Genomic DNA, 25,777 nt, shown 5'->3' with positions numbered 1-25,777 from the left:
CGCACGCATCCTCAGGACTTCATCGCGCACTGGGCGGCAGTCCGGTCCTGGTAGCGCTCCAGCACGGTGCCGATCACCTTGTTGGCGATGCGCCCGTTCGCGTCCTTGGCGATCACGCGCAGGTAGTAGTTCTGGATCGGGAAGTTGTTCGGGCCATAGCGGAAATCGCCGCGCACCGACTTGTAGTTGGCCGCCTTGATCGCCTTGAGCAGCGCGGGCTTGTCGGCCAGCTTGCCGCCGACGTCGCGCACGGCCGCATCCATCGCCATCAGCACGTCGTAGGCCTGGCCGGCATAGAAGGACGGATTGCGCCCGTTGTTCTGCTGGCGGAAAGCCGCCACGAAGCGCTGGTTGGCGGCGTTGTCGAGGTCGAACGACCAGTGCGCGGTATTGAACAGGCCGAGCATCGGCTCGCCGACGGCGGGGATCATGTCCTCGTCGGCCGAGAACGCGGTGGAGATCAGCGCCACGTCCTTCGACAGCCCGGCGCCGACGAACTGCTTGATGAAGCTCACGCCCATGGCGCCGGGCAAAAAGAAGTACAGCGCATCGGGCTTCGACGCGCGGATCTGCGCCAGCTCCGCCGAGTAGTCGAGCTGCCCGAGCTTGGTGTACAGCTCGTCGCTCACGCTGCCCTTGAAGGTGTGCTTGAAGCCGTTGATGGCGTCCTTGCCGCCGGGATAGCTGGGCGCGATCATCGCGACCTTCTTGAAGCCCTTGTCCGAGGCGAACTTGCCGGCCGATTCATAGTACGCATCGTTCGGGTAGGAGGCGCCGAAGAAGTACGGATTGCAGCGCGCGCCCGAATAGTCGCTCGGGCCGGTGTTGCTCGACAGGTAGGGCACCTTGGCCGCAAAGAGCGGCGGGCCTACCGCCAGCGCGACCGACGAGCCGACGGGCCCGGTGAACAGGTCGATCTTGTCGCGCAGCAGCATGCGCTCGACCACCTGGCGCGCCATCTCGGGGTTGCCTGCCGTGTCGGCCTCGACAAATTCCACCGGTACGCCGCCGAGCTTGCCGCCCAGCTGCTTCATCGCGACGGCGAAGCCGGCCTTGGCCTCGGCACCGCCGACGGCAAACGGGCCGGACAGGTCCATCGCCAGGCCGACCTTCACGGTCTGCGCCTGTGACGGCAGTGCCAGCGCGCCCACCAGGACGGTGAGCGCGCACAAGACGGATCGGGGCGTGGCCTGCGGCATGGAAAGTCTCCTCGGGAGTGGGTTCATTGAACGTGGGTGGGGCAGCAAATGCAGGCCGCAGTCTCTGTGCGGCGGCGCCGCCTCGCTATCCGTTTCGTGCGGCGCAAACCGCTGCACGAAATGGACAGACAACGGCCCGGCACGCTCCACAGAATCGCCGCCGACCCCACCACTTCGAGAGACGAACCGATGAGCGACACCATCGACATCCCGGCCGGCGACGGCACCCAGACCTTTCGCGGCTACCTGGCCCTGCCGGCCTCGGGGCGCGGCCCCGGCATCGTGCTGTGCCAGGAGATCTTCGGCATCAACGACTACGTGCGCGAAGTGGCCGACCTCTACGCCGAAGAGGGCTACGTGGTGCTAGCGCCCGACCTGTTCTGGCGCATGGAGCCCGGCGTCGAGCTGGGCTACTCGCCCGAGGACTGGCAGCGCGCCTTCGGCTTCTTCCAGAAGTTCGACATCGAGGCCGGCGTGGCCGACGTCACGGCGAGCGTGAAGGCGCTGCGTGCGCACCCGGCCTGCACCGGCAAGGTCGGCGCGCTGGGCTTCTGCCTCGGCGGCAAGCTGGCCTACCTGGCCGCCGCGCACTCGGGCGTGGACGCGGCCGTGGGCTACTACGGCGTGGGCATCGAGGGCGCGCTCGACCTGGTGCCGAAGATCGATTGCCCCATTGCGCTGCACTTTGCCGAGCTCGACCAGTTCTGCCCGCCCGAGGCCCGCGCCCAGGTGCTCGCGGCCTTCGCCGGCAAGCCCGCTGCGCACATGTATGTCTACCCGGGCGTCGACCATGCGTTCGCGCGCACCGGCGGCGAGCATTTCGACAAGCCCTCCACGCTCATGGCGCACCAGCGCTCGATGGCGCTGTTCAAGGAAGCGATCGGCCCGGTGTACGACCTCTCGGCGCTGTGGGACAAGCACTGCGAGTACGAGTTCGCCACGCGCGACGTGGTCGCCACCATGGCCACGATGGTGGGCGAGCCCTATGTGAACCACATTCCGACCATGACCGGCGGCGTCGGCGCCAGGGAGCTGTCGCGCTTCTACAAGCACCACTTCATTCCGACGACGCCGCCCGACACGCGGCTCACGCCCATCTCGCGCACGGTGGGTGCGACGCAGATCGTGGACGAGATGCTGTTCAGCTTCACCCACACGGTCGAGATCGATTGGCTGCTCCCGGGCATCGCGCCCACCGGCAAGCCGGTGGAGATTCCGCTCGTGGCCATCGTGAAGTTCCGCGGCGACAAGCTCTACCACGAGCACATCTACTGGGACCAGGCCAGCGTGCTGGTGCAGATCGGCCTGCTCGATCCGAAGGGCCTGCCCGTGGCCGGCGCCGGGACGGCGCGCAAGCTGGTCGACGAAACGCAGCCGTCGAACACGCTGATGCCGCGCTGGGAAAAATCGGCCGCGCTCACCATCGCCGATCCGGCGCTGCCCTTGGGATGAGCGGCGACTCCGACATGCTCGCGCTGGTCGTGGACTCGGCCACGCCGCTCACGCCGGGCATCAAGGCCTTCGTGCTGCGATCGGCGAACGGCGAGCCCTTGCCGCCGTTCGCGCCGGGCGCGCACCTGGGCGTGCGGGTGGTGCAGGCCAACGGCCGCGCGGGGCAGCGCGCCTACTCGCTCGCCCGGCCGCACGACGGCTCGGACCGCTGCGAGATCGCGGTGCTGTGCGAGCCACAAGGCGAGGGCGGCTCGGCCTGGATGCATGCGCTGCAACCCGGCGCATCGCTGGCCGCGCACCCGCCGCGCAATGACTTCGCGCTGCACGCCGGCAGCGCGCCGCCGCTGCTCCTTGCGGGCGGCATCGGCATCACGCCGCTGCTGTGCATGGCGCGCTCGCTCGCGGCCGAGGGGCAGCCCTTCGAATTCGTCTATGCCACGCGCAGCGCAGAAGCCACGGCTTACCTCGGCGAAGTGCGCGCGCTGGGCGGCACCGTGGTGCACGACGGCGGCGACCCGGCACGCGGCCTCGACCTGCACGCGCTGCTGGCCGCGCCCGTGCCGGGCCGCCACCTGCATGTGTGCGGCCCGCGCGGCATGGTGCAGGCCGTGGTCGACACCGCCCGCGCGCTGGGCTGGCCTGGCGACCACGTGCACTTCGAGCTCTTCGCCGGTGCCATCGCGCAGGCGGGCGACGCGGCCTTCGAGGTGCGCACGCTGCGCTCGGGCAAGACGCTGAGCGTGCCGCCCGGCCAGAGCCTACTCGACGTGCTCATCGCCGCGGGCCTGGACCCGCTGTACGACTGCCGCCAGGGCGACTGCGGCGTGTGCGTGGTGGACGTGGTCGAGGGCGTGCCCGACCACCGCGACCACAACCTCAGTCCGCGCGAGAAGGCGGACGGCAAGACCCTGTGCACCTGCGTGTCGCGCGCGAAGACGCCGCACCTGGTGCTCGACATCTGACCAGGAGACCCACCCCATGACCATCGACCTGCAAGGGCTCGTGCAGCCCGACCGCGTGCACAAGCGCGTCTACACCGACCCCGCCATCTTCGAGCTGGAGATGGACCGCGTGTTCGGCCAGGCCTGGATCTACGTCGGCCACGAAAGCCAGGTGCCCAAGCCCGGCGACTACTTCACCACCCGCCTGGGCCGCGAGCCCGTGGTGATGGTGCGGCACACCGACGGCCAGGTGCACGTGATGTTCAACCGCTGCCCGCACAAGGGCGCCAGGATCGTGCCCGACGGCAGCGGCAGCGCCGGCAAGTTTTTGCGCTGCCTGTACCACGGCTGGACCTTCAAATGCGACGGCAGCCTGCTGTCGGTGCCGCTGCGCAGCGGCTACGAATGCACCGCGCTCGACCTGAAAGACCCGCAGTACGGCGTGCGCAAGGTGGCGCGCGTGGCCACGCACCGCGGCTTCGTGTTCGCGAGCCTGTCGGCGGACGGGCCGGAACTGAAGGAATTCCTGGGCGGCGTGGCCACGTCGCTCGACAACTTCTGCGACCGCGCCCCGGAGGGCGAAGTGGAGGTGGCGGGCGGCGTGCAGCGCGTGATCCAGCGCAACAACTGGAAGATCTTCTTCGAGAACCTGCACGACACCATCCACGCCGTGGCCACGCACGAATCGTCGTGGCGCGCGGCCAAGGAAGAGTACGAAGCCATGCCGGCCGGCACGCCCAAGCCCTTCGAGGTGGTGATCGTCGACGGCAACGGCGAGCCGCTGGAGTTCTGGGAGAAGCTCGAACTCAAGGGCTACGACCACGGCCATGGCTTCATGGAAGGCATCTTCGTGCCGCCGACCGATCCGGTGAGCCTGGCGTATGTGGCGTCGCTCGAAGCGGCGAAGGGTGCCGAGCGCGCCGGAGAGATCCTGCGCGTGAACCGGCACAACACCATCGTGTACCCGAGCTGTTCGCCGCACACCTCGTTCCAGCAGATCCGCGTGATCCGGCCGCTGTCGGTGGACCGCACGCTGGTCGAGATCTTCAGCTTCCGGCTGAAGGGTGCGCCGGAGGCCACCTTCCAGCGCACGCTCAAGTACACCAACATCGTCAACTCGCCTTCGTCGAACGTGATGCCCGACGACCTGGAGGCCTACAACCGCGTGCAGGAAGGCCTGGGCTCCAATGGCGGCGACTGGGTCAGCATGCACCGCGCGGCGGGGCGCGACCAGCCGCTGCCGGGCGGGCGCGCCTCCAACGGCAACAGCGAGATGCCATCGCGCAACATGTTCGCGGCCTGGGCCGGCTACATGGGCGTCAAGACGAACGAACACGCGAACGAACACGCCGGGAGCGCCGAATGAACTTCCGCGACTGGAACGAGCAGCAGGACCTCACGCAGTTCCTGCACCACGAGGCGCGCCTGCTCGACGAGCACCGCTGGGACGAATGGCAGAAGCTCTTCACGCCCGACGGGCTGTACTGGGTGCCGCTGGTGCACGGCCAGGCCGATCACCTCAACCACGCCTCGCTGTTCTGCGAGGATGCCTTGCTGCGCTCGATGCGCGCGCGGCGGCTCGAGCAGGCCCGCGCCTATTCGCAGCAGCCGCCCACGCGCACCGTGCACGTGCTGGGCAACATCGCGCTCGAGTCGCGCGACGACGACGCGGGCTGCACCGTGCGCTCGACCTTCCTGCTGCTGGAGTGGCGCAAGACCGAACAGCGCAGCTTCGGCGGCAGCGTGTTGCACACCCTGCGCCGCGCCGAGGACGGCTGGCGCATCCAGACCAAGCGCATCGACCTTGTCAACTGCGACGCGCCGCACGAAGCCTTGCAGGTGTTCATGTGAAGGCCGCGCTGCTGGCCATGCACTACCAGAACGACGTGCTGCACGTCGACGGCAAGGTGCGCGTGGGCGTGGCCGCCGACGACCCCGCACGCCCGCGCCTCATCGCCTCGGCCGCACGGCTGATCGCCGCTGCGCGCGCGAACGGCGTGCCGGTGATCTTCGTGCGCATCGCCTTCGCGCCCGACTACTCGGATTGCCTGCGCAACTGCGCGCTGTTCCGGCGCGTGGCCGAGAGCGGCGCGGTGCAGGAAGGCAGCTGGGGTGCCGGGTTCTACGGCGAACTCGCGCCGCTGCCGGGCGAAGCCGTCGTCACCCACAAGCGCAACAACCCCTTCTGGGCCAGCGGGCTCGAGGAGGTGGTGCGCGCCACCGGTGCCAGCCGCTTGTACCTGGCCGGCATCGCCACCAACCATGTGGTGGAGCACGGCGCGCGCCACGCGAGCGACCTGGGCTACGACGTGGCGGTGGTCGCCGACGCCTGCAGCACCGCGCAGGCGCACCTGCAGGCCGCCAGCCTCGAAACCCTGTCGATGCTCGCGGACGTGGTCCGCGTGGACGATGCCGTGGCACAGATGGAGAGGGGAGGCCGGCCATGACCCCGCTGCAAGGCAAGGTCGCCGTCGTGACCGGCGCCGCCGCGCTGCTGGGCAACGCCATCGCGCGGGCCTTCGTGCAGGCCGGCGCGCGCGTGGTGGCGGTCGACATCGACGCGGTGCGCGGCGAGGCGCTGGCGGCCGGGTTGGGCGAGGGTTGCCGCTTCGTCGCCTGCGACATCGCCTCGGACAATGCGCTCGATGCGCTGGTGGCCGGCGTGCTGCGCACCGAAGGCCGCATCGACTGCCTCGTCAACAACGCCGTGGTCTACGGCGACGCGGGGCTCGGCGCCGCGCGCGCCGACTGGCTGAGCGCGCTGAACGTCAACCTGGTCTCGGGCGCGATGCTGGTGCAGAAGAGCGCCGACGCGCTGGCCGCGCAGGGCGGCGCCATCGTGAACATGGGCAGCGTCGGCGGCAAGTTCGGCGCGGCGGGGCGGGCGCTGTACCCGGCGGCCAAGGCGGCCATCCTGCAACTCACGCGCAACCAGGCCGCCACGCTGGCGGCCCGGGGCGTACGAGTGAACTCGGTGTCGCCGGGCTGGACCTGGTCGGACGCGCTGTCGCGCATGGCGGACGGCGACCGTGCAAGGGCCGACCGCGTTGGCGCGCCGATGCACCCGCTGGGCCGCGTGGGCGACGGCGACGACGTGGCGCAGGTGGTGCTGTTCCTGTGCTCGGACGCGGCGCGCTTCGTCACCGGCGCCGACATTCCGGTGGACGGCGGCTTTTCGATGCTCGGTCCGGACCAGGGTCGATCCGCGGGCGATTGGTTCGGCGCTGCGTAGCGCCCGCGGCGTCCTCTGCCTCAATCCGCGGTGATGTTGCCTTTCTTCACCACCTCCGCCCAGCGCTGCGCGTCCTTGGCAACCAGCGCCCCGAAGGCAGCCGGCGTGGAGACCGCCGGCACCATGCCCTGCGATTCGAAGGACTTCGCGACCTCAGGCTGCCTGAGGACCTTGCCGATCTCCAGGTTCAGGCGCTCCACCACGTCCGCGGGTGTTCCCTTCGGCGCCAGCACCCCGTACCACATGTCGATGTTGTCCGGGGTGACGCCGGCCTCCGCGAGCGTCGGAACATCGGGAAGCTGCGGCAACCGCTTGGCGCTGCCGGTTGCAATGGCCTTCAGCTTGCCGGCCTGGATGTGCTGCAGCGCGACGTGCACCGGCAGGAACATGTAGTCGATCCGCCCGCCGAGCAGGTCGGTGACGGCCCCTGCCGTCCCTTTGTAGGGGACATGCAGCATCTCGGCACCGCTGCGCTGGAGAAACAGCGCCATCGACAGGTGATGGGGCGTGCCGACGCCTGGCGTGGCGTAGGTCAGCTGCCCGGGCTTCGCCTTCGCGGCGTTCACGACTTCGCTCACGGTCGCGGTTTTCTGCACGTTCGGGTTGGCCACCAGGAGCAGGGTTCCCCAGGAGGTCTGGGCAACGGGAGTGAAGTCGCCGACGGGGTCATACGACAAGGTCTTGTACAGGCTCTTGTTCATGACGAGGGTGTTGACCTGGACCAGCAGCGTGTGGCCATCGGGCTTGGCCCGTGCCACCCGTTCGCTTCCGATGTTGCCGCTGGCGCCCGCGACGTTCTCCACGATCACAGGCTGTCCGAGCGCGCCCGGCAGGTGCGCGGAGAGCTGGCGCGCGATCAGGTCGATGCCCGTGCCGGGCGTGTAGGGCACGACGAGCGTGACCGGCTGTGTCGGCTGCCATGCGGCCGACGCCGCCGACGCGGCAATGCACAGCGCTGTTGCGGACAGCAGTGGCTTGATCCATCTGGCGAACATGGGAGGTCTCCTTCAATAGTTTTCAAGTTTTCAGGGTTGCTTCTGGATCGGGTTCAGACGAAGGAAGGGCGATTCTTGAGCTGCGCGGGGTCGTAGCCCGCCACGCGCTTGTAGGCATCGGAAATCGCCTGGAGTTCGGCCCGGGGCACCACGTCGTCGATCCGGGCGAACGGCTTGCCGCCGGAGCGTTCGTAGACCTCGCGCAGGATCGCGTCGGGCGGCGTGCGCCGGTTCGTGAGCACGACATTGGCCGTGGCCGGCACCCGTTCCTGATCGTAGCTTTCCAGGGCCGCGGGGCCCACGCCTTCCTTCTTCAGGCGGCCGGCGAGGCAGCGCGCGTCGAGGATGGCCTGGCCGGCACCGTTCGAGCCGCGCGGCACCATCGGGTGCGCGGCATCGCCAAGCAGCGTGATGCGTCCATGCGTCCAGCGCGGCAAAGGATCCTGGTCGACCATCGGGTATTCCAGGATCGAGTCGGCGCCGCGGATCAGCGCCGGCACGTCCAGCCAGTCGAAGTGCCAGTTCTCGAACGCCGGGAGGAAATCCTCCAGGCGGCCTTCGCGGCTCCAGTCGCGCACGGCCGGCTGCTCGGCTTCGATCTCAGCGACCCAGTTCACGAGCTGGTTGCCATCGGCGTCGATGGCGTCGCGGATCGGGTAGATCACCATCTTGCCCACGGCAAGCCAGCCTGCCCGGATCATGCTTGCGCCCGACAGGATCGGCTTCCAGCGCGTGGTGCCGCGCCACATGTTGACGCCCGAATAGCGTGGAGCGCCTTCGTCCGGATAGAACTTCTTGCGCAGCACCGAATGGATGCCATCGCAGCCGATCGCGACCGCGCCGCGTACGCTGGCAACGGCCTCGCCCGAGGCATCCGCGAAATGGGCGGTGACACCCGCCTCGTCCTGGTCGACATCGACGCACCGGTGGCCGCACAGCACGCTGCCATCGCCCAGCCGCTCGCGCACCGCGGCCAGCAGCACGGCCTGCAGGTCGCCACGGTGGATCGAGAACTGGGGCCAGTCGTAGCCGGCCGCGGTGCCGGCCGACTCCGTGAAGACCAGCTGGCCGTGCTCGGTGAAGAAGACGGCCTCCTTGGTGCGCACTGCCATCGCATCCAGCGCGGGCAGCAGGCCCAGTTCGCTGAGCTCGCGCACCGCGTGCGGCAGCAGGTTGATGCCTACGCCCATCGGCTTGAGCTCGGGGACCGCTTCGTACACACGGCAGGGAATCCCGGCCTGGTGCAGGCTCAGGGCCAGGGTGAGGCCGCCGATGCCGGCGCCCAGGATGATGACGTCTTGGTGGGTGCTGCTCATGTTCGATTCTCTTGAAGTGCCCGCGGCGTGGCGCCCGCGGATGCCGAGTCCGTCATTAGGCGCAATCTGCAAAAATATTGGAAATTTAGATCTGACATGCATTTATAAGAACTTGGTATGAACCTGACGACGCGGCAGATGCGGGCATTCCGGCAGGTGGCTCGCACCGGCAGCTTCACCCGGGCGGCGGAGCTGACGCACATGACCCAGGCCGGGCTGAGCATCCTCATCCGCGAAGTGGAGCGGCAGCTCGGTGCCCGGCTGTTCGACCGCACGACGCGCGCGGTCCAGCTGACGGCGGCCGGGCGGCGGCTGGCCCCGGTGGTCGAGCGCGTGCTCGCGGAGCTCGACAGCGTGACCCAGGAGATCGGCATCCTGGGCGATGCGGCGCGCCAGAACCTGCGCATTGCCGCCACGCCGCTGGTTTCATCCCAGCTGCTGCCGCAATTGCTGGCGATGTTCAGGCAGGCGCAGCCCCACGTTCAGGTGCACTTGCTCGATGCCGCGCTGGAAGACGTGGAAAGGGCGGTGCTGGCGGACGAGGCGGACCTGGGGCTCGGCTTCTTCTTCAAGGCCGCGCCGGGGCTGGTGCGCACCGAAGTCGCCAGCTTCCAGCTCATGCGGGTGACCGCTGCCGAAGGTACGCGAAGGGCCGTGGGACGGGTGCCGTGGTCGGCCTTGAAGTCAGCGCAGCTGATCGGCTTGCCCGCCGGCAATCCCATCCAGAAGGTCATCGATGCGCAGCTCGGCAAGCTGAACATCGTGAACCCGGAAGGCCAGTCGGTGAGCTTCTTCGGCACCTTGATTTCGATGGTGGAAGCAGGCTTCGGCACGGCCGTGATGCCCACCTTCGCCATGGCCGCATGCAAGCGCCATCAGGTCAACGCAGACCTGCTGAGCTCACCCAAGGTCGAGCTCGCGTTCTACAGCATCACGAAGCGGGGCACGAAGGATTCGGAGGCGATTGGCGCCTTCGTCGAATTGCTCAAGCTTCGGCTGCCTTTCATGTCGCGATGAGACTTGGGCGGGTGCCAGCGATGCTGGCATCCGCGAACTCTTCGACAACCATTCGCTCGGCCGCTACCGCTACACGCCAAATTTAAGCAATGTATGTTATGTTAAATAAATCGGGGCATATACGAGAGCACCTCCCAGACGTTAGCGACGCGCCCGTTGACTTCGAGCCCAGCCCTCACCTTCGCGGACGCATTCGCAGTCAGGCTTGGCCAGCCGCCGGAGCCGGAACACCGGTGAGCGTGTGGGCAACCGGGAGAGTCTTGCCAAGGATGTCAATCATCGCCTGCGCTTCCGCTCGCGAGATTGGCGGGAAAGGCGAACGATACGTGGTGTCGTTGCGCCGGCCATGAGCGACGCTCACCAGCTTAATTTCGTCCGCGTCGAGGTTCAAGTCCGCTGCGGCTCGAAGAATGGCCAGGTTGCGGCCAGATTCCTTGGTTCGGACGCTATAGAACTCGAGCACTGCCTGGACTAGCGAGTAAAAGCCTTCGTAAGCGAGGATGAAGCGCTGTTTCGGCCGCTTCACATCCACGGTCCGAGCCACTTCGAGGCTCTCTGCCGCATCCTTCAGGAAGCCCTCGATGGCTCCAGGAGTCTGTGGGACCTCTTCGAGCGCGCGAGTCCTAATGAGGTTGTCGTATTCAGACGGTCTCATCATTGCGAATCAGCTCCAACTTTGGCCCTTTTGCAATCTGAGCCATGACTTGGTCACTTGAAATCAGTTCTTCCCACTCCTCTGGGTCATACAAGCTCAGATGAATGGGCCTTCCGAGCTCCTGCTCGAGGTCCAGAAGGGCATTGGTCACCTCACGTAAAGCCACACGCCCGATGACGGCCAGGTCGATGTCGCTTCGGCCGTTGTCAGAGCCTTTGGCCACAGAGCCAAAGACGAACGCCTCCCGTATGCTATCGCCAAACGGTTCAAGAGCTCGCATCAGGGGCTCCTTGACCCCGAAGGACTTGCGCGCAATGCTTCTTAGCTCGTCAAACAGGAAGAAGTCCTTGTTAGCTCGGATGCTGCGCTGACGCCCCCGCCGAGGCTCCTCAGTGAGGACTCCAGCTTGCAAAAGCCGCTCAATCTGCTGCTGAGCGCCGCCTCTGCCGCCTGCTGCCAGGTCCAGGAGCTCACTCAGCAGGAATGACCGGTCTGGGTTGGCCAGGGTGGCCGCCAGAACGCGCTGAACTGTCGGAGTGAATAAAAAGTCGGCAGAACTCATACTGATATGTCCCTCATTCAGGGATAAAGTTCCCGCCAAGGCCCTTAAACGAGGAGTGTACTACTGCTTTAAGGGACTTTAATCCCTTTGCGAGGGGCAGTCATACTTCATTTAGGGACAAGCAGCCCTGAATGAGGGAGTTAACCCGGAAGCCGAGCTGAAACGTCTACGTGGTCCGCCCGAGAAGAGCAACAGGCTTTTTGCACTGCGAGATTCAGGAAGGCGTGCGACCTTCATTCTGGCTGATGTTGCAGTGATCCTGCTGCCCAGATGACCTCGTGACCTCGTGACCTCGTGACCTCGTGACCTCGTGACCTCGTGACCTCGTGACCTTGTGACCCAGTTGCCGATTTTTCTACCCCAGCAGGAGGCGCCACACGCTTCCATTGCGACCAGGCTTGGAACGCACTTGACGAAGAATTCGGTGAGTCTCGCGCGTTTGATCTGGCGCCATTGGATCTCGCCCGTATCTGCATCGAAGATGTGCAATTGGAACTCCACGCCTCCTTGGTCTTCCACGGCGCACGGCGATGGATCAACTCGGCCTTGCGGAGGCCGTTGATCGTCTCGGCCAGGGCGCTGTCATAGGGAGTCGCCCTTGCTGCCCACTGACGGCTCTATGCCAGGGACTTATCTCAGCAGTGCCGAGATTTTCTCGCTCGTCCTCGCCTGCTTTGCCAGCGGAAGCCGCCGTACAAAGGGAGCCGCCGACGTCGCGGCACCGCTATGATCATTAAGGGGCAAAGAGCGTGAGTTCAACGTCCGGTCGCCGCCGAGAGCCACCGCTGCAAAGCGGACTCCAAAAAAATGAGGGCGCGATCCCCGCGGACCGCGCCCTTCAAGACTAGCTCTGCAAGAGCGTCGCCATTTCACGAGCGGACGCCACTTCGTAGTGGTCGAACTGCATCGCGTAATGTGCCCGGCCCGACGACAGCGCACGCAGGCTGCCGATGTAGCCAAACATCTCCTTCAGCGGCACATGCGCTTCGACCGCGATCGCGTTGCCGCGCATCGTCTGTCCGCGCACCATGCCGCGCCGGCGGTGCAGGTCACCGATGCAATCGCCGAGGTAGTCGGCCGGCGTGACGACCTCCACGGCCATCACCGGCTCGAGCACCTGCGGCGCAGCCTTGGCCACTGCATCGCGAAACGCCGCGGCTGCGGCCAGTTCGAAGACCATCGGCGACGAATCGCTCTCGTGATAGCTGCCATCCAGCAACGTGGCCACGAAGTCCACACAGGGATAGCCTGCCACCACGCCCGCTTGCGCCGCACGGCGAACGCCGGCTTCGACTGCAGGAATGAACTCCCGCGGAATCGCGCCGCCCACCACCTGGCTTTCGAAGACGATGCCCTCCCCGCGCGCCAGCGGCGCGAGTCGCAGCGTCAGCGCTGCGAACTGACCGGGCCCGCCGGTCTGCTTCTTGTGAACATGGTTCACCCCCACTTCTCTTGAAATCGTCTCTCGGTAGGCGACCTGCGGCCGCCCCACCGAAACTTCGACGCCGTACTTCGCGCGCAACTTCTCGATGGAGACATCGAGCTGCAGCTCGCCCATGCCCGAAAGGATGGTCTGGCCCGACTCGGCATCCTGCCGAAGCTGCAAGCTCGGATCCTCGCGCAACATCGCGTGCAGCGCCTTCGCCAGCGCCTGCTGGTCGTTGCGTGCCTTGGCCTCGATCGCCACGTGAATGACAGGCTCGGGCACGCTGATCTGCTCCAGCTGCACCGGATGCTCACGGTCGCACAGCGTGTGACCGGTCAGCGTGTCCTTCAGCCCGACGATGGCGGCAATGTCGCCCGCCACGAGTTCATCGCGCTCGATGCGATCGTCCGCATGGACTTCGTACAGCCGCGACGCACGCTCCATGCGCCCCGTCGTGGCGTTCAGCACGGCATCGCCGCGTCGCAGCCGACCGCTGTAGACACGCACGAACACCATCGCGCCGTGATCGTCGCTGGCCACCTTGAACGCGAGCGCTGCGAACGGCGCCTGCGCATCGCAGTTCACCGCGTCGCCCGGTTTAGGCAGCCAGTTCACGACGGCATCGAGCAGAGGCTCCACGCCGCGATTCCTGTACGCTGACCCGGCCAGCACAGGCACGAAAGCATTGGCCAGCACGCCCTTGCGGATGCATGCGTGCAGCACGTCGACGCCGATCTCTTCGCCATCCAGATAGGCGTCGGTCGCGGCTTCATCGTGCTCCACCGCCAGCGCCACGAGGCGCGCGCGATGTTGCTGCGCGGCTTCGCGCATGCCAATCGGCACTTCGCACTCACGGTATGGCTCACTCGCATCGTCCTTGTTCCAGACGAGCGCGCGCATGCCGACGAGGTCGACCACGCCGCGGAAACCGCCTTCCGTACCGATGGGCAATTGCACCACCACGGCCTTCACGCCGAGACGCTCTTCCATCATCGCGGCCACGCGCAGGAAGTCGGCGCCCAGCCGATCGAGCTTGTTGACGAAGGCGATGCGCGGCACGCGGTACTTGTCCGCCAGGCGCCAATTGGTTTCCGTCTGCGGTTCCACGCCGGCCACGCCGTCGAACACGACCACGGCACCGTCGAGCACGCGCAAGGAGCGGTTCACTTCGATATTGAAGTCGATGTGGCCGGGCGTGTCGATCAGGTTGATCTGCGTGCCGTTCCAGTGGACCGTGATGGCTGCGCTGCTGATGGTGATGCCGCGTGCGCGTTCCTGCGGATCGAAGTCCATGCGGGTCGTGCCCGCGCTGACGTCGCCCATGCGGTGGCTCTCGCCGGCATAGAACAGGATGCGTTCGGTGGTGGTGGTCTTGCCCGCGTCGACGTGGGCAATGATGCCGATGTTGCGGATGTTCCTGGGGTTCGGGTTCATGACGAATCTTTCTTCTTGAATGCTTGGGGCTGCCGCTGGCCCCAGGCAAAGATCCGCCTGAGGGCTAGCGACGAACGGTGTCGTGCAAAGGGGTGCTGCGGCCGGAGCCCGGGCGCACGGTGTCCACGCTCCGGCGAGCGGGAATCGTGGCGATCAGCTTGTCGTAGGTACGCATGGTGTGAAGAGGGAATGAAACGACGAAAAAACAAAACCCCGGAGGGACGAGCCTGCCGGGGTTCTTGAAACCGGAAGGCGCAACGCCTTCCGAACGCGATCGAGGGCGATGTCAGGTGGCGATGAACGCCTCGATAGCTTGAGTGAATTTCATGGTGGGGCGGATTGTGAGGGAGGGGCGATTTCCGCGCAAGTTGAACGTTGGGCCAATGACACGGGACGCCATGGGTTCACCCGAGCCCTGCTTGCGCGCGGCGGCTGTCGTTGATGTCTGCATTGCGAAAGGCCCTTCGCCCCTCCCCTGTACTCGCGCAGCCGAGCGCCTCAGATTAGGTCGCTCTCGTCGACGACCGCGCCGGAAAGGCCTCCCCGATCTGCCTGGCCCGCCTGACCTCGTCGGTATGGAGATAGACCGAGGTGGTCGCCACGGAGGCATGCCGCAGGTTGTCCCGCACGGTCGTCAGCTCCACCCCGCGCGCGAGCGCATGGGTGGCATGGGTGTGCCGCATCCAGTGCGGCGTGGCACGCTTGAGCTTGTCCGCGGTGGACGGACTCACGCTTTCCAAGGCCTGCGCGGCATGGAGGAAGAAACGGCGCATGACCGACCACAGGCGCGACGCGCTGATCCCGGTCCCGTCTTCTGCCAGACCCGGAACCAGCGCGGTCTTCGGATTCCAGCGCGACCGCGTCACGGGCAGACCCCGTTGCGCCAGATACTGGTCGAGCGCGCCCCGCGCCAGCAATGGCAAGGCGACCTTGCCGTGCTTGCTGCCCTTGCCGACCACGTTCAGCCAGTCGTCGCTTTGCGCATCGTGCTCGATGCTGCCCAGCCGGGCCTCGACCATCTCGCTGGGCCGCAGGCCCGTCGCGTACCAGAAATCCAGCACGAAGCGCAGGCGCTGGGCGCCCTCCTCGCTCCAGCCACCGATCCACTCGATGCCATCGGCGGTGGAGCGTATGAGCGTCCATTCGTGCTCCGTGAACACCCGGGATGCATCCAGAGCGCCGCCACGGCTCGTTCCCTTGACCTTCACGCCGGCAAAGGGGTTGGCCAGCACATAGCGCTGCTCGATCAACCAGCGATACAGGGCACCGATCACGGACAGTGCATACGCCACGGAGCGCGGCGCCAGCGGTCCCTGGAAGGGGCGCCATTCCGCGGACGTGCGCGGCCGCGCGGGGCCGACCCAGCGCTCCCGCGGCGATGGGCGCCGCAAGAAGGCGCGGTAGGCGACGGCATCCTCGGTCGTCAGCGACGACAGGGCCTTGCCCCGCTCGAGGATCGCCCACAGCATGAGCCGTTCGGCTTCCTTGCGGTAGGCGCGCTGGGTCGCCGCCGCGTCCTGCAGGCCCAACCAGGCCTGGACGGCCTCGTAGTCGTTGCTGGCGGACAGCGTGCAGGTAGCCTGCGGCGCCCGAAAGGTGCCCCGCGAGCCATCGACCGCCTGCGGCACGACCAGGTGCTCCCACGGCGCGGTCTCGGTCCTCGGAACGACCACCAGCGCCCTCGCCCGTTCTGTCAGGGCCGGGTGAGCGGCAAAGAATTCCTCGATCTGGCGCGCGCTGCGTGCGCCGAGACCGGACACGGCGGCCCACCATCGGCGCCGGCGTGGCACCCGCACCGTCAGATCGGCCAGCGTCTGGATGCCGGCGTTTTGCAGGGCTCGCGCGGCGCGCGTCGGCAGCCACCCATCGACGGTGTCCGTCACGAGCGGCGCAGGCAGGGGCAGCTGCGGCAGCTTCTCGATGGCATCCCTGACCGCTCGGGCGCGTTGCTCGCGCTCGGCCGCCGGGTGCGCGATCAGCGAGGCCAGGTCGTCTCGGTGCCGCGCCCGTGCGTAGCTTGCCAATTGGCGCCGGATATCGCCCAGCATGGCGCGAGAGGACTGTCCCGTGGCCTTGCTCTCCCCGAGGTACTGCTCGACGGCAGCGCGCGCCGGCAGGCCCGCGTACCAAGCGCGCAGCGCCGCCAGTTGCGAAGCGCTGGGGAAATCGCCATTTCCGGCCTCTGCCCTGCTGGCGGTGCGTACTTTCATGTAGGCCAGTTTAGCCGCATGAACTTGCTATTGTGATAAGAAGAGTTATCTCAATGGAAGATGCGAGGCACCCGAGGCGGTGAGCCGGATGTGCGGCAAGGCGCCAAAGTCTTTCCGACCAAGCTGCACGAAGGCAACGGAGCCATCTTCCAATTGCGTTGCGAGGATGTACTGGTGGTCGCTTACGCCACCGCACCATTCGAATATGGGAACACGCCCTCACGGGCAGGAGATCAACCCACGAGAACCATTGGCACGCAAACACCCCATTACCGCCAGTCGAACCTGCTGCCAGACTCCGCTCACGCGATGCCAGCGTTTAGCAAGGCCACCAAATAGACCGAGAGTGGCCCACAACAAGATGGCGCGGGCCAACAGCTTCGAGCTTCGGTTGCCCTCGAACAGCAGTTCAATCATTTTCCGAATATCGAAGCACGTTTTCGTTATTTAACGGCAGGGACCTCGCTGGCTAGCATTCGACCTCATCCAACCGGTCATAACAGGTCAGCCACATGCAAGTCGCCAGGGCTCTCGAGCCGATAGCCTTTTCTCCCGTCCCGCTCTACACCCAGGTGCGCGAGGTGCTGCGCGAGCGCATCCTCGACGGCACCTATGCCCCGCATGCGCAACTGCCTTCCGAAAGCGAAATGGTTGCGCTGTTCAAGGTCAGTCGCATCACGGTGCGCCAGGCGCTGAGCGACCTGCAGCGCGAGAACCTGATCTTCAAGATCCCAGGCAAGGGCACCTTCGTTGCAAAGCCCAAGGCGTTCCAGCACCTCGGGCAGCTCGAAGGGTTTGCCGAAGCGATGGTGCGCATGGGCTACGAGATCCGCAACCAGGTGACGAGCCACAAGACCGTGCCCGCCTCCCCTCGCGTTGCGCAGCAACTGGGTCTGGCGGAGGGCACGCCGGTGGCGCAGATCAAGCGCGTGCGGCATCTGAACCGCGCGCCGGTGTCCTACGAAGTGACCTACCTGCCCCACGCCATCGGGGAGCGGCTTCGCCAGGCGGACCTGGCCGGGCGCGACATCTTCTTGATCCTGGAAAACGACTACGGCATCGCCCTTGGCCACGCCGATCTGCAGATCGACGCAATGCTCGCGGACGAGGTGCTTTCGCGCGCGCTGAGCGTGCCCGAGGGAACGGCCGTGCTGCGCGTGGAGCGCCTCACCCACACGGCAGACGGCGCGCCCCTGGATTTCGAAGACCTCTATTTCCGCGGCGATGCGTTCCAGCACCGGCTTCGCATCGCACGCGCCAACCCGACGACGAAGGCCCATCCATGAACATCATTACCCGCACCGTCGACGTGCTGGTCATCGGCGGCGGCACGGCCGGACCGATGGCGGCCGTCAAGGCGAAGGAAGCGAATCCGAAGCTCGAAGTCCTGTTGCTGGAGAAGGCCAACGTCAAGCGCAGCGGCGCCATCTCGATGGGGATGGACGGCCTGAACAACGCAGTGGTGCCCGGCTTTGCCACGCCCGAGCAGTATGTGAAGGAGATCACCACCGCCAACGACGGCATCGTCAACCAGAAGACGGTGATGGCCTATGCGCGCAACAGCTATTCGATGATCGAGGAGCTCGACCGGTGGGGTGTCAAGTTCGAGAAGGACGAGACCGGCGAGTACGCGATGCGCAAGGTGCACCACATGGGCACTTACGTGCTGCCGATGCCAGAGGGCCACAACATCAAGAACGTGCTGTACCGGCGCCTGAAGCGCACGCGCGTGGAGATGTCGCAGCGCCTGGTGGTGACGCGCCTTCTCACCGCGGCCGACGGCAGCATCGCGGGCGCCATGGCGTTCGACTGCCGCACGGCCGAGTTCCACGTGATCCGTGCCAAGGCCGTGGTGCTGGCCACCGGCGCGGCCGGGCGCCTGGGCCTACCCTCCTCCGGCTATCTCTTCGGCACCTACGAAAATCCCACCAATGCGGGCGATGGCTACAGCATGGCCTACCACGCGGGCGCGGAGCTCTCAGGCATCGAGTGCTTCCAGATCAACCCACTGATCAAGGATTACAACGGCCCCGCCTGCGCCTACGTGACGGGCCCCTTCGGTGGCCACACCACCAACAACAAGGGCGAGCGCTTCATCGAGTGCGACTACTGGAGCGGCCAGATGATGATGGAGTTCTACAACGAGCTCCAGGGCGGCAACGGCCCCGTCTTCCTCAAGCTCAACCACCTGGCCGAGGAGACCATCGCTACCATCGAGCAGATCCTGCACACCAACGAACGCCCCAGCCGCGGCCGCTTCCACGCCGGGCGCGGCACCGATTACCGCGACCAGATGGTGGAGATGCACATCTCGGAGATCGGCCTTTGCAGCGGCCATTCGGCGTCGGGTGTGTGGGTGGACGAGCACGCGCGCACGACGGTGCCGGGCCTGCATGCCGCAGGCGACCTGGCCTGCGTGCCGCACAACTACATGCTCGGCGCCTTCGTCTATGGCCGGCTCGCGGGCGAAAGCGCGGCGCGGCATTGCGCGGAAGTCGAGCTGCCTGCGCTCGACGAAGAACAGGTGTCGCGCGAGCATGCCCGCGTCAGCGCGCCGCTCTTGCGCACCGGCGGCCTGCCGCCGGCGCAGATCGAATACAAGCTGCGCCGCATGGTCAACGACTACCTGCAGCCGCCCAAGGTCACGCGCAAGATGGAGATCGGCCTTTCGCGCTTCGAGCAGATCCACGAAGACCTCGAACAGCTTGCCGCCCCCGGCCCGCACGAACTCATGCGCGCGATGGAAGTGCACGCCATTCGCGATTGCGCCGAGATGGCCGCACGCGCGTCGCTCTACCGGACCGAAAGCCGCTGGGGCCTGTACCACCACCGTGTGGATTTTCCCGAGCGCAATGACCGCGACTGGTTCTGCCACACACAGCTGCAAAAGCAGGGCGACGCGATGGTGAGCTTCAAGCGCCCGGTGGACCCCTACATCGTGCCGCTCGAAGCCCATGAGATGTCGGCCTACCAGCATCTGCGCGTACCCGCCGAGGCACGCGAGCCGGTCGCGGCGTGACACCCCCAATCCCGACAAGAAGAGAGTCCCACATGCCCCTCGCCTTCAACCCCACCAGCGTGCCCGTGCGCGTGGACGAGGACAAGTGCATTGCCCACAAGGGCTGCACCGTCTGCGTGGACGTCTGCCCTCTCGACGTGCTCGCCATCGACCTCAGCAAGGGCAAGGCCTACATGAAGTTCGACGAATGCTGGTACTGCATGCCTTGCGAGAAAGACTGCCCCACCGGCGCGGTCACCGTCGACATTCCTTATCTGCTGCGCTGAGCCGCAGCCACTGCATTCAAACCGGAGCATCACGATGAAGACCCAGAGAATCCTGAGTCGCACCCTGTCTTTGTGGGGCGCTACCTTCGGCCTGTTGCTGGCATTGCCCGCTGCCCAGGCTGAAACCATTCGCGTCGCCATCGGCACGCAAGACACCACCATCAACTGCGCCACAGGCGGCCTGCTGATCCGCGAGTTGAAGCTGCTTGAAAAATACCTGCCGCGCACCGGCAAGTACAAGGACGCGCAATACCAGATCGAATGGAAGAACTTCACCTCCGGCGCGCCGCTGACGAACGAAATGGTCGCGGGCAAGCTCGACCTCGGCTCGATGGCCGACCTTCCGGGCAGCTTCAACGGCGCGGCCTTTCAGAAGGCGGGACGCAAGAGCATCTTCATCACCGTGCTCTCGGGCAGCACCACCGGCAGCGGCAACGGTATCGTCGTGCCGAAGGATTCGAAGGTGCAGTCGCTCGCCGAACTCAAGGGCAAGACCATCTCGGTGCCCTTCGCGTCCACTTCGCACGGCATGCTGCTGCGCGCCATCCAGGCGCAGGGCTGGGACCCGCTGAAAGACGTGAACATCACCACGCAGGCGCCCGAGGTGGCCGGCCCCGCGCTGCAGGCGGGCAAGGTCGAGGCGCACGCGGACTTCGTGCCCTTTGCCGAACTGTTTCCCTACCGCGGCTTCGCGCGCAAGATCTACGACGGCTCGCAGGCCAACGTCCCCACCTTCCATGGCAGCCTGGTCGACGAAGACTATGCGAAGAAATACCCCGAAGTCGTGGCCGCCTATCTGCGCGCCGCGCTGGAGGCCGACCGCCTGGTGGCTGCGGAGCCTGAAAAGTACAGCGAGCTGATCGCCAAGGTCACCGGCATCGAGGCGGAGGTCAACTACCTGTTCCATGGCCCGCTCGGCCTGCAGACCCGCGACCTGAGCTGGAAGCCCGAGTACCGCCAGGCCGTGAAGACATCGCTCGACACGCTGCGCCTGCTGAAACGCACCGACAACGACATCGATGCCAATGCCTTCGTGCAGGACGGCTTCATTCGCGCCGCCTTCAAGGAGGCCGGCCTGGACTACGACAGGCAGCTGAAAAACTATGCCCGTTCCCCGCTGGTGGCCAAGGACGCCGCCACGGGCAAGCCGATCACCGATGTGAGCCGCGTGGCCCAGGTCTGGGTGGCCGGCGAGCCGCTCGTGCGGCACTACGCCTCGCCCGAGAACGCCTTCGGCGACCTGCAGAAGCTCGAGAAGTCGGGCAAGAAGGCGCGCGTGGTCTATGCGCAGGACCGCGACAGCGGCAACAAGCTGCTGGCGGCCGACGCGTGGTTCGTGCTCGGCGCCAAGGGCGAGGTCGATGCCTTCCTGCTCAAGGACCAGGCCGAAGGCTGGGCCGCAAAGCACGGCGGCAAGGTGGCCGACTTTGCGGGCGTGCGTGCCGCGCTGGCCGGCTAAGGCCGTTCTTGTTCGCGAGCATCACGATGGGCAGCTTCTTCAACGGCAACCTGCGACGCACGGCCTGGCGCATTGCGGCACTGGTGCTGTGCGTGGTTGCGTGGCACCTCGCCACGCGCGAACGCATCAACCTGGGCGTCGTCACTTTCCAGAATGTGCCTCCGCCGGGTGAAGTGGCTGAGTCGGCCTGGTCGCTCCTGCAATCGCCGCTGGTGCTGCAGCACCTGGGGGCGAGCCTGCGCCGCGTGTTCATCGGCTTCGGGCTGGCGGCCATTGCCGGCGTGGCGCTCGGCCTTGCGATCGGCCGCGCCCGCTGGGCCGAAGACACGCTGCTGCCGCCGCTCGAAGTGCTGCGCCCGATCCCGGCGGTGGCGTGGATACCGCTGGCCATCCTGATGTTTCCGTCCTCGGAGGCGTCGATGGTGTTCATCACCTTCGTCGGTGCGCTGTTTCCGGTGCTGCTCAACACCGTGCACGGCGTCGAGGCTGTCGATGCACGCCTCGTCGCTTCGGCGCGCAGCCTGGGCGCGGGCCGTCTCGCGGTGTTCCGCGAGGTGATCCTGCCCGGCGCGCTGCCGAGCGTGGTCACAGGGCTGGCCATCGGCATGGGCACTGCATGGTTCTGCCTCGTCACGGCCGAGATGATCTCGGGCCAGTTCGGCATCGGCTACTACACCTGGATGTCGTACACGATCCAGAACTACGCCGACATCGTCGTGGGCATGCTCTTCATCGGCGTGCTCGGCATGGGCAGCAGCGCGCTCGTTCGGCGGGCCGGGCAGGCGCTGATGCCGTGGCGCGCCGTGCAGGAGAAAAGAAAATGAAGGCCGACGTGCAGACTGGGCGGATCGCCCTCGACGGCGTGCGCGTGCGCCTTGGCCATGGTGCCCAGGCCTTCGATGCGGTGCAGGACATCACCCTGCATGTGAAGCCCGGCGAGTTCGTCTGCCTGCTCGGCCCTTCGGGCTGCGGCAAGTCGACGCTGCTGGGTGCGCTTGCCGGCCATCTTGCACCGGCAGGCGGCACCATCAGCGTGGACGGCGAGCCTGTGCGCGGGCCGCATCCGGACCGAGGCCTGGTCTTCCAGCACCACACGCTCTTTCCGTGGAAGAAGGTGCTCGACAACGTTGCTTTCGGACTGAAGATGCAGGGCGTGGGCCGCCGCGAACGGCACGCGCGTGCGCGTGAAATGCTGCGCCTCGTCGGCCTGGACGACTTTGCCGGTTTCTATCCGTCGCAGCTCTCGGGTGGCATGCAGCAGCGCGCGGAAATTGCGCGGGTGCTCATCAACCATCCACGCGTGATGCTGATGGACGAACCCTTCGGTGCGCTCGACGCCCAGACCCGCCTCATGATGCAGCGCCAGCTGCTCGACGCCTGGGCGCGCGTGCGCACCACCATCGTCTTCATCACCCACGACATCGACGAGGCGCTGTTCCTGGGCGACCGGGTGCTCGTGATGGGTCCGCGGCCGGGCCGGATCGTGGCCGAGTTCGAGCTTGGTTTCGAGCGGCCACGCGATCCCTCGCTGGTCACGTCGTCCGAATTCACCGCGCTCAAGCGCCGCTGCCTGCAACTGCTGCATCCGCATGCGGGCGCAGGCGCACCGCTGGATCGCCTCACGCCGCTCGGCGCGCCCGCCGCGGCGCAGCTGCGCTTTGCCATCTGAAAGAAAAATGAACCCCGCCCTCCTCGACGATCCCGAACTGCAGGCCATTGCCACGCGGCTGGACTCACCCGACGCCGAAGTACGCCGCATCGCCGTGATGGACCTTGGCGACCTGGCCGACGAGGCGCACACGCCGCTCTTGGTCGCCGCGCTGCGCGACGATGCGCCCGCCGTGCGCGCCGCTGCGGCGCTGGCGCTCGAAACCATGGAGAACCAGGCGGCTGTCGAAGGGCTTGCGCAAGTGCTCGATGACGCCGATGCCCAGGTGCGCGAGGCCGCCGCCCACAGCCTTGCCGAACTGAAGGAGCCTGCGTCAGCCGCCTGGCTGCTGCCGTATGCAAGCGCTGCAGCAACGCGGGTGCGCGCCGCCGTGCTGCGCGCGCTGCGCGAGCTGCGGGTACCGGCCAGCGCTGGCCCTGCCCTGGCGGTCCTGCAGGAGCCGCGGTCTGCGCAGGACAGCGTCGAGGCCATCGCGCTGCGCCGGGAAGCCATTGGCGTGCTCGGGTACCTGAAGCACGCCCCAGCCCTCCCTGCACTGACCGGCATCGCCATGTCCGACCCCGTCGATGAAGTGCGCCGGGCCGCGGTGGGCGCGCTGGCGTTTGCCATCGGCAACGCCGACGCGCGCGCCGCACTGGAAACCGCGCTGCGCGACGCGAGCTGGCAGGTGCGGGAAGAAGCCGCGACATCGCTCGGCAAGCTGCAGCAGCCGGCCGCATCCGAAGCGCTGCTGGTGGCCCTGGACGACGCCTATTGGCAGGTACGCCTGCGCGCGGCCCGCAGCCTGGGCCGGCTGCGCAGCACCGGAAGCGTCGCGGCGCTGCTCGTGACGCTGGGCCACAGCATCAGCAACCTGCGCAAGGAAGCGGCGCTTGCACTGGGCGAGATCGGCAATGCGGCCGCGCTGCCCGCGCTCGAAATCGCCGCCGCCGACGCGGACCCGGAAGTGCGCAAATCAGCCCGGCTGGCAATCGCGCAGATCGGTGCGACGGAACATGGCACCTGAATCCATCGTCGACCATCGCGCGCGCGCTGCGCTGGAGTTCCGTTGGGCGGATGGCACACAGCATCTGGCGCCATACCAGTTGCTGAGATCGAGTTGCCCTTGCGCCGATTGCAAGGCCCAGCGCGCGGCCCAGCATGATGGTCAAGCGAGATTGTTGCCGTCAGCTGCAGACCTGCGGCTTACGGACATTCGGCCGGTGGGCGCGTACGGCGTGCAGTTCGTGTTCGGCGACGGCCACGACCGGGGCATCTTCCCCTGGCGCTTCCTGAGAGAGCTGTTGGAAAAAAACCTCGCCCAGGCGCTGACGGCCGCCGATCACGGCTGAAGGTACAGGTCCGCGAAGCTTCCCCGGATGTGCTCCCCGGTAGGGGCATAGTTGCGCACCTTCTTCGCCAGTACGGTGATCGCAGGATTGGCCCCCAACTCGATGGAGGGAATGTCGCGATGCACGATCTGCTGGAACTCGGTGAACAGCTGCCGGCGCTTGGCTTCGTCGGTCTCGACTGCCGCGGCTTCCAGCAGGCGGTCGACCTCCGGATTCACGTAGTGCGGCGCATTGGAGAACGGCAGCCCGACCTTGAAGTTCTTCGACCAGAACACGCGCTGCACGCCCACCGTGGGATCGAACAGGTTCGTGAGGCTTTCCAGCGTGATGTCGAAGGCCCGTTCGGTATAGGTCTTATTGACGTAGGTTGCAAAGTCGTAGCTCTCGACCGCGGCATCGATGCCGATGCGTCCCAGCGACTGGCGCACGAAGTCCGCGGCGCGCCGCTCCTGGAAGGGGTTGTAGAGCACCCGCAGCTTCAGGCGCGTACCGCCGGCGCCGCGCTTGAATCCGGCCGCCTCCAGTGCCGCTTCGGCTTCCTTCGGGTTGAACGGATACGGCTGGATGCTCGCGTCGTGATAGCGCGAGATGCCCTTCCCTATCGGCGATGCCGAGGGCGTTCCGTAGCCGTACCACACCGTCTTGGCAAACGCATTGACATCGATGGCCTGAGCAATCGCCTTTCGCACTTCGCGCTTTTGCAGCGCAGGCGTGTCCAGGTTGAAGTAGATCTGCTGATGGCTGCCGAGGTAGGGCGAGATGCGCGTGTCGATCTCGATGCCCGCCAGCTTCTTGAACCGCTCGACGTCCGACAGCGGGATGCCGCCCGTTCCGTTCGCCAGGTCGGCCGTGCCCGACTCCAGCGCCGCCGCACGCGACGCGGCATCGAGCACAAAACGCACCACCACCCGGTCGAGGTACGGCTTGGGCTTGTCCCAGTAGTTCGGGTTGCGCTCGAGGATGATGTGGCTGCCCTGCACCCACTCCTTGAACACGAAGGGGCCGGTGCCCACCGGCGCGCTGTTGTACTTGCTCGACGCGATATCGGTGCCTTCGTAAAGGTGCTTCGGCACGATCGGTGACTCGGTCGAGGCCAGCGCCGTGAGCAGGAACGGCGACGGCTTGCTCAGCACGATGATCGCGGTGTGCGCATCGGGCGTCTTCACGTCCACCACATTGGCAAAGGTGCCGCGCCCGCGCGGATGCACCTGCTTGAGCGTGAGGATCGAGAAGGCCACGTCTGCCGAGGTGAAGTCCCGACCGTCATGCCATTTCACGCCTTTGCGCAGCTCGAACGTGTACTGCAGGCCGTCCCTGCTCAGCGACCACGCGGTGGCGAGCAGCGGCTTGGGCTTGAGGTCGTAGTCATAGGTCAGCAGGCCTTCGACGATCTTCGGACCGATCTCGGCGTTTCCGCCGGCCGTGGTCGTGAGCGGCACGATCGAGGAAGGAACGGGGTTGATCAGCCAGGTCAATGTGCCACCTGGGCGCGGCTGGGAAGTCGCCGGCAATGTGGCAAAGGCAAAAGCGGCAGCCACGGCCCATGCCGCGAAAAAGTGCGGCATGGCCCGCGTGTAGGTCCAACGTTTCATGT

The 25,777-nt window shown here is 66.6% G+C and carries 24 protein-coding genes and 1 pseudogene; 15 read left to right on the top strand and 10 right to left on the bottom strand.

The window, feature by feature from the left end; translation table 11 throughout:
- Window positions 1-11 precede the first annotated feature (11 nt).
- Window positions 12-1,199, bottom strand: a complete 1,188-nt coding sequence (locus tag ACAM58_RS29940) for an ABC transporter substrate-binding protein (protein WP_018904211.1) — start codon at window positions 1,197-1,199, stop codon at window positions 12-14.
- Window positions 1,200-1,388: 189 nt separating this feature from the next.
- Between ACAM58_RS29940 and ACAM58_RS29935 the strand changes: the two genes are divergently transcribed.
- Genes ACAM58_RS29935 through ACAM58_RS29910 form a run of 6 tightly spaced genes read left to right on the top strand, consistent with a single transcriptional unit; the run spans window position 1,389 to window position 6,824 of the window.
- Entirely contained in the window at window positions 1,389-2,651 is a 1,263-nt protein-coding gene (locus ACAM58_RS29935) for a dienelactone hydrolase family protein (protein WP_278876686.1), read from the top strand.
- On the top strand, window positions 2,648-3,613 hold the full coding sequence (locus ACAM58_RS29930) for a 2Fe-2S iron-sulfur cluster-binding protein (protein ID WP_369664589.1): 966 nt from the start codon (window positions 2,648-2,650) through the stop codon (window positions 3,611-3,613). The genes ACAM58_RS29935 and ACAM58_RS29930 overlap by 4 nt, the downstream gene beginning before the upstream one ends.
- A gap of 16 nt (window positions 3,614-3,629) precedes the next feature.
- Entirely contained in the window at window positions 3,630-4,958 is a 1,329-nt protein-coding gene (locus ACAM58_RS29925) for an aromatic ring-hydroxylating dioxygenase subunit alpha (protein ID WP_369664588.1), read from the top strand.
- Complete coding sequence (locus ACAM58_RS29920; RefSeq protein WP_015865446.1) at window positions 4,955-5,443, top strand: aromatic-ring-hydroxylating dioxygenase subunit beta; 489 nt, start codon at window positions 4,955-4,957, stop codon at window positions 5,441-5,443. Before ACAM58_RS29925 ends, ACAM58_RS29920 begins: the two co-directional genes overlap by 4 nt.
- Complete coding sequence (locus ACAM58_RS29915; protein WP_307595991.1) at window positions 5,440-6,039, top strand: cysteine hydrolase family protein; 600 nt, start codon at window positions 5,440-5,442, stop codon at window positions 6,037-6,039. The genes ACAM58_RS29920 and ACAM58_RS29915 overlap by 4 nt, the downstream gene beginning before the upstream one ends.
- Complete coding sequence (locus tag ACAM58_RS29910; protein WP_307595989.1) at window positions 6,036-6,824, top strand: SDR family oxidoreductase; 789 nt, start codon at window positions 6,036-6,038, stop codon at window positions 6,822-6,824. Before ACAM58_RS29915 ends, ACAM58_RS29910 begins: the two co-directional genes overlap by 4 nt.
- Window positions 6,825-6,844: 20 nt before the next feature.
- On the opposite strand, the gene ACAM58_RS29905 is transcribed toward ACAM58_RS29910, so the two are convergent.
- Entirely contained in the window at window positions 6,845-7,819 is a 975-nt protein-coding gene (locus tag ACAM58_RS29905; RefSeq protein ID WP_278876692.1) for a tripartite tricarboxylate transporter substrate binding protein, read from the bottom strand.
- A gap of 53 nt (window positions 7,820-7,872) precedes the next feature.
- Window positions 7,873-9,135 (bottom strand): flavin-dependent oxidoreductase, encoded by a 1,263-nt coding sequence (locus tag ACAM58_RS29900; RefSeq protein WP_307595987.1) that lies wholly within the window; start codon window positions 9,133-9,135, stop codon window positions 7,873-7,875.
- A 117-nt stretch (window positions 9,136-9,252) separates the two neighbouring features.
- On the opposite strand from ACAM58_RS29900, the gene ACAM58_RS29895 reads away from it, so the two are divergent.
- Complete coding sequence (locus tag ACAM58_RS29895) at window positions 9,253-10,152, top strand: LysR family transcriptional regulator (protein ID WP_062364590.1); 900 nt, start codon at window positions 9,253-9,255, stop codon at window positions 10,150-10,152.
- A gap of 199 nt (window positions 10,153-10,351) precedes the next feature.
- On the opposite strand, the gene ACAM58_RS29890 is transcribed toward ACAM58_RS29895, so the two are convergent.
- From ACAM58_RS29890 to ACAM58_RS29865, 6 genes and pseudogenes are all read right to left on the bottom strand, one after another.
- Window positions 10,352-10,810 carry a hypothetical protein gene (locus ACAM58_RS29890; RefSeq protein ID WP_018904222.1) on the bottom strand — a complete coding sequence of 153 codons (459 nt, stop codon included), beginning with the start codon at window positions 10,808-10,810 and terminating at the stop codon, window positions 10,352-10,354.
- Entirely contained in the window at window positions 10,794-11,369 is a 576-nt protein-coding gene (locus ACAM58_RS29885) for a nucleotidyltransferase domain-containing protein (RefSeq protein ID WP_018904223.1), read from the bottom strand. The genes ACAM58_RS29890 and ACAM58_RS29885 overlap by 17 nt, the downstream gene beginning before the upstream one ends.
- 500 nt (window positions 11,370-11,869) lie before the next feature.
- Window positions 11,870-11,993 (bottom strand): annotated as a pseudogene (locus ACAM58_RS29880) (IS3 family transposase); the annotation flags it as partial.
- A 220-nt stretch (window positions 11,994-12,213) separates the two neighbouring features.
- Entirely contained in the window at window positions 12,214-14,229 is a 2,016-nt protein-coding gene (gene fusA / locus ACAM58_RS29875) for an elongation factor G (protein WP_018904224.1), read from the bottom strand.
- Window positions 14,230-14,732: 503 nt separating this feature from the next.
- Window positions 14,733-16,439 (bottom strand): phage integrase family protein, encoded by a 1,707-nt coding sequence (locus ACAM58_RS29870; RefSeq protein WP_018904225.1) that lies wholly within the window; start codon window positions 16,437-16,439, stop codon window positions 14,733-14,735.
- A gap of 219 nt (window positions 16,440-16,658) precedes the next feature.
- Window positions 16,659-16,856 (bottom strand): hypothetical protein, encoded by a 198-nt coding sequence (locus ACAM58_RS29865; protein WP_155247818.1) that lies wholly within the window; start codon window positions 16,854-16,856, stop codon window positions 16,659-16,661.
- Between the two features lie 95 nt (window positions 16,857-16,951).
- Between ACAM58_RS29865 and ACAM58_RS29860 the strand changes: the two genes are divergently transcribed.
- From ACAM58_RS29860 to ACAM58_RS29825, 8 genes are read left to right on the top strand one after another with little or no spacing between them, the layout of a single operon-like run.
- Window positions 16,952-17,725: a GntR family transcriptional regulator gene (locus ACAM58_RS29860; protein WP_062364592.1), complete on the top strand. Its 774-nt coding sequence runs from the start codon at window positions 16,952-16,954 to the stop codon at window positions 17,723-17,725.
- Complete coding sequence (locus ACAM58_RS29855; RefSeq protein WP_278873988.1) at window positions 17,722-19,458, top strand: fumarate reductase/succinate dehydrogenase flavoprotein subunit; 1,737 nt, start codon at window positions 17,722-17,724, stop codon at window positions 19,456-19,458. The genes ACAM58_RS29860 and ACAM58_RS29855 overlap by 4 nt, the downstream gene beginning before the upstream one ends.
- 32 nt (window positions 19,459-19,490) lie before the next feature.
- Window positions 19,491-19,724, top strand: coding sequence for a ferredoxin family protein (locus ACAM58_RS29850; RefSeq protein ID WP_018904228.1), 234 nt, complete (start codon window positions 19,491-19,493; stop codon window positions 19,722-19,724).
- Between the two features lie 34 nt (window positions 19,725-19,758).
- Window positions 19,759-21,183, top strand: coding sequence for an ABC transporter substrate-binding protein (locus ACAM58_RS29845; RefSeq protein ID WP_369664587.1), 1,425 nt, complete (start codon window positions 19,759-19,761; stop codon window positions 21,181-21,183).
- Window positions 21,184-21,209: 26 nt separating this feature from the next.
- Window positions 21,210-22,007 carry an ABC transporter permease gene (locus ACAM58_RS29840; RefSeq protein ID WP_062365363.1) on the top strand — a complete coding sequence of 266 codons (798 nt, stop codon included), beginning with the start codon at window positions 21,210-21,212 and terminating at the stop codon, window positions 22,005-22,007.
- The gene (locus ACAM58_RS29835) at window positions 22,004-22,852 is read left to right on the top strand and encodes an ABC transporter ATP-binding protein (protein ID WP_018904231.1); all 849 of its coding nucleotides are present in this window, start codon (window positions 22,004-22,006) and stop codon (window positions 22,850-22,852) included. The genes ACAM58_RS29840 and ACAM58_RS29835 overlap by 4 nt, the downstream gene beginning before the upstream one ends.
- Window positions 22,853-22,859: 7 nt before the next feature.
- Window positions 22,860-23,858 (top strand): HEAT repeat domain-containing protein, encoded by a 999-nt coding sequence (locus tag ACAM58_RS29830; RefSeq protein WP_018904232.1) that lies wholly within the window; start codon window positions 22,860-22,862, stop codon window positions 23,856-23,858.
- The gene (locus ACAM58_RS29825; protein WP_018904233.1) at window positions 23,848-24,183 is read left to right on the top strand and encodes a gamma-butyrobetaine hydroxylase-like domain-containing protein; all 336 of its coding nucleotides are present in this window, start codon (window positions 23,848-23,850) and stop codon (window positions 24,181-24,183) included. Before ACAM58_RS29830 ends, ACAM58_RS29825 begins: the two co-directional genes overlap by 11 nt.
- Here the strand turns inward: ACAM58_RS29825 and ACAM58_RS29820 are convergent.
- Window positions 24,174-25,775 (bottom strand): ABC transporter substrate-binding protein, encoded by a 1,602-nt coding sequence (locus ACAM58_RS29820; protein ID WP_310649288.1) that lies wholly within the window; start codon window positions 25,773-25,775, stop codon window positions 24,174-24,176. The two genes, ACAM58_RS29825 and ACAM58_RS29820, sit on opposite strands and share 10 nt — an antisense overlap.
- Window positions 25,776-25,777: the final 2 nt, after the last annotated feature.

The sequence above is a fragment of the Variovorax sp. V116 genome, assembly GCF_041154435.1.
GTDB lineage: Bacteria > Pseudomonadota > Gammaproteobacteria > Burkholderiales > Burkholderiaceae_C > Variovorax > Variovorax paradoxus.
This window is presented reverse-complemented; position numbering and strand designations above follow the sequence as displayed.

Bases quoted from the DNA above. Each gene is read 5' to 3' on its own strand.
- ACAM58_RS29910 (WP_307595989.1), top strand. From the start codon at position 6,036: ATGACCCCGCTGCAAGGCAAGGTCGCCGTCGTGACCGGCGCCGCCGCG.
- ACAM58_RS29845 (WP_369664587.1), top strand. From the start codon at position 19,759: ATGAAGACCCAGAGAATCCTGAGTCGCACCCTGTCTTTGTGGGGCGCT.
- ACAM58_RS29890 (WP_018904222.1), bottom strand. From the start codon at position 10,810: ATGATGAGACCGTCTGAATACGACAACCTCATTAGGACTCGCGCGCTC.
- ACAM58_RS29895 (WP_062364590.1), top strand. From the start codon at position 9,253: ATGAACCTGACGACGCGGCAGATGCGGGCATTCCGGCAGGTGGCTCGC.
- ACAM58_RS29925 (WP_369664588.1), top strand. From the start codon at position 3,630: ATGACCATCGACCTGCAAGGGCTCGTGCAGCCCGACCGCGTGCACAAG.
- ACAM58_RS29920 (WP_015865446.1), top strand. From the start codon at position 4,955: ATGAACTTCCGCGACTGGAACGAGCAGCAGGACCTCACGCAGTTCCTG.
- ACAM58_RS29885 (WP_018904223.1), bottom strand. From the start codon at position 11,369: ATGAGTTCTGCCGACTTTTTATTCACTCCGACAGTTCAGCGCGTTCTG.
- ACAM58_RS29940 (WP_018904211.1), bottom strand. From the start codon at position 1,199: ATGCCGCAGGCCACGCCCCGATCCGTCTTGTGCGCGCTCACCGTCCTG.
- ACAM58_RS29840 (WP_062365363.1), top strand. From the start codon at position 21,210: ATGGGCAGCTTCTTCAACGGCAACCTGCGACGCACGGCCTGGCGCATT.
- ACAM58_RS29865 (WP_155247818.1), bottom strand. From the start codon at position 16,856: ATGATTGAACTGCTGTTCGAGGGCAACCGAAGCTCGAAGCTGTTGGCC.
- ACAM58_RS29905 (WP_278876692.1), bottom strand. From the start codon at position 7,819: ATGTTCGCCAGATGGATCAAGCCACTGCTGTCCGCAACAGCGCTGTGC.
- ACAM58_RS29830 (WP_018904232.1), top strand. From the start codon at position 22,860: ATGAACCCCGCCCTCCTCGACGATCCCGAACTGCAGGCCATTGCCACG.
- ACAM58_RS29820 (WP_310649288.1), bottom strand. From the start codon at position 25,775: ATGAAACGTTGGACCTACACGCGGGCCATGCCGCACTTTTTCGCGGCA.
- fusA (WP_018904224.1), bottom strand. From the start codon at position 14,229: ATGAACCCGAACCCCAGGAACATCCGCAACATCGGCATCATTGCCCAC.
- ACAM58_RS29835 (WP_018904231.1), top strand. From the start codon at position 22,004: ATGAAGGCCGACGTGCAGACTGGGCGGATCGCCCTCGACGGCGTGCGC.
- ACAM58_RS29935 (WP_278876686.1), top strand. From the start codon at position 1,389: ATGAGCGACACCATCGACATCCCGGCCGGCGACGGCACCCAGACCTTT.
- ACAM58_RS29860 (WP_062364592.1), top strand. From the start codon at position 16,952: ATGCAAGTCGCCAGGGCTCTCGAGCCGATAGCCTTTTCTCCCGTCCCG.
- ACAM58_RS29855 (WP_278873988.1), top strand. From the start codon at position 17,722: ATGAACATCATTACCCGCACCGTCGACGTGCTGGTCATCGGCGGCGGC.
- ACAM58_RS29850 (WP_018904228.1), top strand. From the start codon at position 19,491: ATGCCCCTCGCCTTCAACCCCACCAGCGTGCCCGTGCGCGTGGACGAG.
- ACAM58_RS29900 (WP_307595987.1), bottom strand. From the start codon at position 9,135: ATGAGCAGCACCCACCAAGACGTCATCATCCTGGGCGCCGGCATCGGC.
- ACAM58_RS29930 (WP_369664589.1), top strand. From the start codon at position 2,648: ATGAGCGGCGACTCCGACATGCTCGCGCTGGTCGTGGACTCGGCCACG.
- ACAM58_RS29825 (WP_018904233.1), top strand. From the start codon at position 23,848: ATGGCACCTGAATCCATCGTCGACCATCGCGCGCGCGCTGCGCTGGAG.
- ACAM58_RS29870 (WP_018904225.1), bottom strand. From the start codon at position 16,439: ATGAAAGTACGCACCGCCAGCAGGGCAGAGGCCGGAAATGGCGATTTC.